Origin of the sequence: Acidaminococcus sp. CAG:542, assembly GCF_000437815.1 — a bacterium.
GTDB lineage: Bacteria > Bacillota > Negativicutes > Acidaminococcales > Acidaminococcaceae > Acidaminococcus.
Genome location: NZ_FR902048.1, coordinates 1 through 6923, shown reverse-complemented (window position 1 = coordinate 6923; position 6923 = coordinate 1). Strand labels below are relative to the sequence as shown.

Sequence of the window (6923 nt, the reverse complement as noted above, 5' to 3'; positions counted from 1 at the left end):
AAGAAACTGGCGTCCGGGTTCCGCTGCCAGGAAGGCTGGGCGGCAGCCTTCCACACGCTGTAATCCGCCGACTGGGAATCCGGGAAGATCAGGGCCTTGAAGGTATTGCCGGCAAAGGCTTTCAGAGGCATCCACTCCGTGGCCTTCTTTCCCGCCCGGATCCGGTACTCATAGGCCTGTCCCGGTTCCAGCTGTTCCAGCCGGGCCGTATAGATCCAGGTGTCCTTGCCTCCGTCCGTGAATTTTTCTTCCGTCACCGAAGCGGCTGTCAGGGAACTTTCTCCGGCCTTCCGGTATTCCAACACCGGTTCTTCTTTCACCGGATAATCCGACTGCCACTGGATCACCCGGCTCCGGGAGGGATCCGCCGTCATCACCTGCCGGATATTTCGGGCCTCCACCTGGTCCAGCAGATCATAATGGATGGCCGCTCCCCGGGCCTGGTCCACTTTTCCCAGGGCCCAGGTCCGGAACCAGGGAGAAAAATGCCAGACTCCGGCCACCAGGGCCACCGCCAGCGCCAGGAACCCCATAAGGATCCGGCTCTTTTTTATGGAAACGTTCTTCTTCACCGCACTTTTCACTCCTTTAGTTTTGTACTTGCCTGTCTATAGCATAAAAGAATGGCCGCCACAATACAAATACTTTATGGTCATGGGATTTTATACGAAAACAGTATACTGACCAAAAGAATAAAAAGCAACAAGGAAGCAGTATCCTCTTCCTGCATCTTGACACTTCTGAAGAAAAGCTCTATACTGCAGATAACAGATTTAAATTTATCAATATGAAAGGAGGCTGTCAGATGGAAAATCTTGCTTTTAAAGCCCGTTTGTTCAAGGCCCTGGGCGATGAAAACCGGCTCCACATCCTGGAACTGCTCCAGGGCGGAGAGCGGTGCGCCTGCGTGCTGCTGGAAAATCTCCATCTGTCCCAGCCCACCCTTTCCCATCATATGAAGATCCTGTGCGACGCAGAGCTGGTCACTGGCCGGAAAGAAGGCAAATGGGTCTACTATACCCTGAACCGGGAAACTGCCCGGGAACTGGAAGCCCTGATCCGGGAACTGTTCCGGGAAACCCCGTCCTTCAAGCCGGCGGACTGCAGCTGTCCCAGATGCCCGTAAAATTTTTTGCGTTAATGAATTGATAAATTTCAATCTATAAATTTATTTTTGGGGAGGAAGCTATTATGGAAAGAAAACAGGTACAGATTTTTGAACAGGCCATATGCTGCCCTACAGGACTTTGCGGTCCCTCCATCGATCCGGAACTGCTGCGGATTTCCGCCGTACTGGACACCCTGGAAAAACACGGCATCCCAGTAGAGCGGTAAAAAGGAAAGGGGTTGGAAACACTATGAGCCAAATGGAAAACAAGATGGGCATCAGCACGTTCCAGCGGTATCTTTCCCTGTGGGTTTTCCTTTGTATGGCGGCCGGTGTACTGGTGGGCCATTTCCTGCCGGCGGTTCCCCGGTTCCTGGACCGGATGCAGATTGACGGGATTTCCATTCCCATTGCCATCCTGATCTGGATCATGATCTACCCCATGATGATGAAGGTGGATTTCCAGAGCATCCGGGAAGTGGGCCGGCATCCCAAGGGACTTTTTGTCACCTGGGTCACCAACTGGCTGATCAAACCCTTTACCATGTACGGCCTGGCCGCCTTCTTCTTTTATCAGGTGTTCCAGGCTTTCATTCCCCGGGACCTGGCTACCCAGTATCTGGCAGGAGCCGTACTCCTGGGGGCCGCTCCCTGCACTGCCATGGTCTTTGTCTGGAGTACTCTGACCAAGGGAGATCCGGCCTATACGGTGGTCCAGGTGGCTACCAATGATCTGATCATCCTGGTGGCCTTCGTGCCCATTGTCAAATATCTGCTTGGCGTATCCCATGTAACGGTGCCCTACAGTGTGCTGTTCCTGAGCATCTTCCTGTTTGTGGTGATTCCCCTGGCGGGAGGGATCCTGACCCGGATCACAGTGATCCGCCGGAAAGGGGAAACCTATTTCAACAAGGTCTTTGTCCACAAATTTGATCAGGCCACCACCTGGGGCCTGCTGCTGACCCTGTGCATCATCTTCAGTTCCCAAGCCCAGGTGATTCTCTCCAATCCCTTCCATATCCTGCTGATTGCCATTCCCCTGGTGCTCCAGACCTATCTGATCTTTGCCATTGCCTACGGTGCCAGCAATCTGCTCCACCTGCCACACAGCATCGCCGCTCCCGCAGGGATGATCGGAGCCTCCAACTTCTTCGAACTGGCCGTAGCCGTAGCCATCGCCCTGTTCGGAGTCACCAGCCCCGCCGCCCTGGCCACCACCGTCGGTGTCCTGACGGAAGTGCCGGTGATGCTGAGCCTGGTGAAGATAGCCAATAGAAAATAAGGGGGATGCTGCACGTTATGTGCAACACCCCGGCCTCATAAGCCGCGTAGCGGCTCGGTCTCGAGTCTCGAGACCTGAAGAGGGGGCTGTTGCGAACGCAGCAGCCCCTTTTTTATTTCGTCAATTCCGTCAATGTCCCGGCGATGATCCGGGCCACCTTGGCAGTACTTTCCAGTTCCACCGATTCATCGGCGCTGTGGATGGCGTGGGTATTGGGGCCCACGCTGACCAGATCCAGTTTGGGATTGGCCTTGTAGAAGAAACCGGTTTCCAAGCCTCCGTGCATGGCCACAATCTTGGGTTTCCGTCCCATGACTTCTTCGTGTACCCGTTCCATGGCCGGCCGCAGGACACTGTTCCGATTTTCCGTCCAGGCCGAGAAAATAGTCCCCACTTTTACGGCAAAACCGGTGACTTTGGCAAAGACCGGCATGGTCCGGACAAATTCCTCCAGTCTTTCATTGGAAGAAGAACGGGGAAAGTATTCCAGATCCAGTGATCCATCCTGTACTTTGACAGTCCCCATATTGGCCGAAAGATCCGGAAGTTCCGCCATCTGCTGGTTCATGGCAAAGACTCCCGTATGGAGCAGCACCAGAAGATCCGTCACCTGGGCCGTATCTTCTTCAGACCATACCTGACGGGGATTTTCCACTTTCTGGGCCGTAAGATCCAACGTCTTTTCCACATCCCCATAAACAGCCTGCTGGCTGGCCTTTTCTTCGGCCACCAGTCTGCCGGCCTGTTCCATTTTGTCCGCCGGCAGGGCAATCAGGGCCCGGGCCTGGGACGGAATGGCATTGGCTGCCGCTCCCCCGGAAAGATCGTCCAGACGGTATGGAATCCCCGCCTGTTCCATCCGTTCCAGTGCCATGGCCAGTGCCTTGATGGCATTGCTCTTCCCTTTGTTGATGGTTTCCCCGGAATGGCCGCCCACAAACCCATTGGCAGCAATTTCCAGTGCCCCGTCATAGGGATTGTCTTCTTTCGTCAGCTTCCGGGTGAAATCCACATGGACACTGCCGGCGGACGCCACCACGATCTGATCTGCGGCTTCACTGTCGCAGTTGATCACATACTGAGCATCCTGGAGCCAACGGGGATCCAGATTCATGGATCCGGTCATATGGACTTCTTCATCCACCGTAAAGATGAGACGCAGGGGCCCATGGGCAAAATCCTGCTGGAGCAGGAACAGGAAGGTGGCGGCGGCAATGCCGTCATCAGCTCCCAGGCTGGTGCCATCTGCCCGAAGGATATTCCCTTCCCGGATCATCCGGATGGGATCTTTCAATGGATCATACGCCACCCCCGGTTTTGCCACACAGACCATATCCATATGGCCCTGGAGAATGGTACGGGGCACCGTTTCACAGCCTTTGGAAGCCGGCACGTCTGCAATGATGTTGTTGACCTTGTCCTGATGGACCTGGGCTCCCAACGCACGGAGCCGGGACGCCAGATAATCGCTGACGGCCTTTTCATGGCCGGACTTCCGGGGATGAGCAGCCAGACCGGCGAACTCTTTCAGGATTCCCTCAATGATTTCCTCATCAGACAGATTGAGCATGGCCGAACCTCCTTATTTCCCGGCATTAAAGTCCATGGCCGTCTTGGCATACAGCATGGCACCGCCCAAGAGAGCACTTTCATCTACCGTATAATGGCAGGAATGCTGAGGATAGATAGCCCCGCACTTGGGATTCCGGATACCCAGCAGTGCTACGGCACCAGGGACTTTGTCCATGAAGAAGGCGAAATCTTCGCCGCCCATGGTCCCCGGTTCGGAAACCGGCGCATCGGATCCGATGACTTCCCGGGCTGCGCCCTGGACCACCTGAGCCATATGCTGGTCATTGATTACCGGCGGGCACAGGACAATATTCTTGGTGGTTGCCTTGGCTCCAAAAGCGGCAGCCGTTTCACTGGCCACCCGGTCGATCAGCTTGGGCAGCTGGGCATTGATTTCCTTGCTGAAGCAGCGGCTGGTACCGGCCAGATGGGCGTTTTCCGCCACTACGTTCCACCGTTCCCCTGCGGTGACTTCACCCACCGTAACCACGACCGGATCCATGGGAGAGAAGTTCCGGCTGACCAGGGTCTGCAGGTTGCTGATCACTGCGGCCTGGACCACTGCCGCATCAATGCATTCCTGAGGCGTGGCTGCATGGCCGCCCCGGCCTTTGATGTCAATGGTGAACTTGTTGGCGCCGCCCATCCGGGGACCTGCGTCACAGCAAACATGGCCGGCATCCACATCGAACCACACATGGATGGCAAAGCAGCCGTCCACACCTTCCAGGGCGCCCTGTTCAATCATGGAAGGAGCACCGGTAGCCACTTCTTCTGCCGGCTGGAAGGCCAGTTTCACCGTGCCGCACAAGTCTTTTCTCATATCTTGGAGAATATGGGCAGCCGTCAGCATCATGGAAATATGGCAGTCATGACCACAGGCATGCATTACACCGGTATTTTCGCTGGTAAAAGGAAGACCAGTATCTTCCGTAACGGACAGGGCATCAATATCGCCCCGGAGCAGGATGGTCTTCCCGGGCTTTTCCCCTTTGATGGTAGCCAGGATACCGGTCTGGAGTCCGCAAGGAACCCAGGATACACCGATCTTATCCAGCTCTTCCTTGATGACCTTGCTGGTATTGAATTCCTTTTCACTGAGTTCAGGATGCTGATGAAAATACCGTCTCATCTGAACCTGATAATCACTGTATTTCTGTGCAACTGTTTTCATATCCATCTTTACCGTCTCCTTATTTTTCATACATCAGGACATGCATCTATCAATCAGACAATCAGAACAGCGTTGCAAAATATCCGGCGATCATTACAGAAGTAATGGTCACGGATGTAAATCCCCCTACGATCATGCTGGGAAAGATATTGGCCATCAGATAGCCTCGTTCTTCGCTGTTGGCAGCCAGGGTGCTGCAGGTCATTTCCGTCAGCAGGGCATCTGCCGGGAAACCGTACAATGCAGTCAGACCGTTGGCAAACGCCAGAGGGAAAGAAACCTTCATAAGCTTGGAAATCACATAAGCAAATACCGCCATGCCCACCACAGCGACCACAACCAGGATGATCATGGGAACAATCAGAGAAGAAAGCATATCAGGAGTGCAGTTTTTCAGTCCGTCAAACACGAACATCATCAGAGCAAAGGTGGTGATCCAGAAAGAGCCGGCCCGGGTCAATGCATTCTGATCCAGGAACCCGATGTAGGTAAAGGCCACGCTGAGGACCAGTGCCCAGATAGCGCCGTTCACCGGAGTGACTTTCCCCATGATGATGGCCAGCCAGGCCACCAGACCCATCTTGGTCATAATCATCACAGGGGTGTTCATCATCTTGGGAAGCGGAGGCAGCAGGGTTTTCCGCTGTTCCTTTTCACTGGCCATGGCGGACATGCCCACATGGGAGTTGGCTTCGATCTGTTCCGGAGTCAGCACCACTTCACCGGACCGCAATTGCTTCAGCAGCCGTTTCCCTTCCATGTGAAGGCAGAAGGCTGTCAAAGGATATCCGGCAAAGCCCTGGATGCAGTAGGTGGCCACGGCAAATACGGAAGCTTCCGTAAGACCGGCTTTCAAGGCTGCCTTCTGCATGATGGTGGTGGAAACGATTCCCCCGGTAAGAGGAGGAATCCCGGCGATGACCAGGGTCCGGTCCATCATCAGGGAGCCTGCATAGTACCCGATGACACACATGCCCAACAGGCCGAACAGGCAGATGATGACGGTTCTCCACTGCTTGATCAGCTGTTGCAGACTGATAATGGTACCGATATGGACCAGCAGCAGGAAAATGCCAATGGTATTGCCAAAAGGCATCAATCCGGAATTGGTGACCAGTTCTTTCGGGAAAATGGTCCAATACCCCAGCAGCATCACACAGGCCGTAACGAATACGGAAGGCACCCATGCCCTGGACCAATGTGACACCAGTTCACCGATAATGTAAGCTACACCACAAGCTACAAAAGCCAGGGCGAAGTTGTAATACCACATAATACCAACCCCACTTCAATCAACAGATTTCTCTTCCCTGCATTCCTACTCTTCTACCCTGCTATGGGAAGTAACGTGTATTGTTATACTACTTTTCGTTCTGTTTTTCAAGAGTTTTGTAAAGTTTTTTATTCTGTTGTTTTCTTGAAGAGGTATATTGTTTTAATTTGTCTGTGGCATTTACACTTAATAAGATATAATTATAATATATAAAATAAAAGGTGATTTATTGTTTTTCCAATGTCCTTGCAGGCTATAGATTTTGAATGAAAAAAATAGGCGGCCGGGAAGGGCGGGCCTCCGGCACGCCTCTACCACGTTGGTGTCGGGCTATAGAGCCAGTGGTCCCAGGAACGGATCCATCGACAATCCCGTTCCTGTGGTTTCCGTTGAAATCAATGACCCCAACGATGCAGGGGCTCACCGCAGGCAAGCCCGTCCCGGCCGCCCAAAGGGCCGCAAATTCAAAAGCAGATGCCTCCGTATCTGGTATCTATCCGCCGCTGACACAAAA

The 6923-nt window shown here is 53.7% G+C and carries 6 protein-coding genes and 1 pseudogene; 3 read left to right on the top strand and 4 right to left on the bottom strand.

The genetic code is table 11. The features are described from left to right. Nucleotides 1-572, bottom strand: a 572-nt coding sequence (locus QVO43_RS03100; protein ID WP_288174432.1) for a fibronectin type III domain-containing protein, incomplete at its 3' end; no start/stop codon positions are given. A 233-nt stretch (nt 573-805) separates the two neighbouring features. On the opposite strand from QVO43_RS03100, the gene QVO43_RS03095 reads away from it, so the two are divergent. From QVO43_RS03095 to arsB, 3 genes and pseudogenes are all read left to right on the top strand, one after another. Beyond that, the gene (locus tag QVO43_RS03095; RefSeq protein ID WP_022487138.1) at nt 806-1126 is read left to right on the top strand and encodes an ArsR/SmtB family transcription factor; all 321 of its coding nucleotides are present in this window, start codon (nt 806-808) and stop codon (nt 1124-1126) included. Between the two features lie 65 nt (nt 1127-1191). After that, nucleotides 1192-1332 (top strand): annotated as a pseudogene (locus QVO43_RS03090) (arsenic metallochaperone ArsD family protein); the annotation flags it as partial. A 26-nt stretch (nt 1333-1358) separates the two neighbouring features. Continuing rightward, nucleotides 1359-2390, top strand: a complete 1032-nt coding sequence (arsB, locus tag QVO43_RS03085; protein WP_022487136.1) for an ACR3 family arsenite efflux transporter — start codon at nt 1359-1361, stop codon at nt 2388-2390. A gap of 112 nt (nt 2391-2502) precedes the next feature. On the opposite strand, the gene pepD is transcribed toward arsB, so the two are convergent. The 3 genes from pepD to QVO43_RS03070 form a co-directional block, all read right to left on the bottom strand. Continuing rightward, nucleotides 2503-3960 carry a beta-Ala-His dipeptidase gene (pepD, locus tag QVO43_RS03080; protein ID WP_022487135.1) on the bottom strand — a complete coding sequence of 486 codons (1458 nt, stop codon included), beginning with the start codon at nt 3958-3960 and terminating at the stop codon, nt 2503-2505. Nucleotides 3961-3972: 12 nt separating this feature from the next. Continuing rightward, nucleotides 3973-5136 (bottom strand): amidohydrolase, encoded by a 1164-nt coding sequence (locus tag QVO43_RS03075; RefSeq protein ID WP_288174430.1) that lies wholly within the window; start codon nt 5134-5136, stop codon nt 3973-3975. A gap of 61 nt (nt 5137-5197) precedes the next feature. Next, nucleotides 5198-6409, bottom strand: coding sequence for a hypothetical protein (locus QVO43_RS03070; protein WP_022487133.1), 1212 nt, complete (start codon nt 6407-6409; stop codon nt 5198-5200). Nucleotides 6410-6923 lie beyond the last annotated feature (514 nt).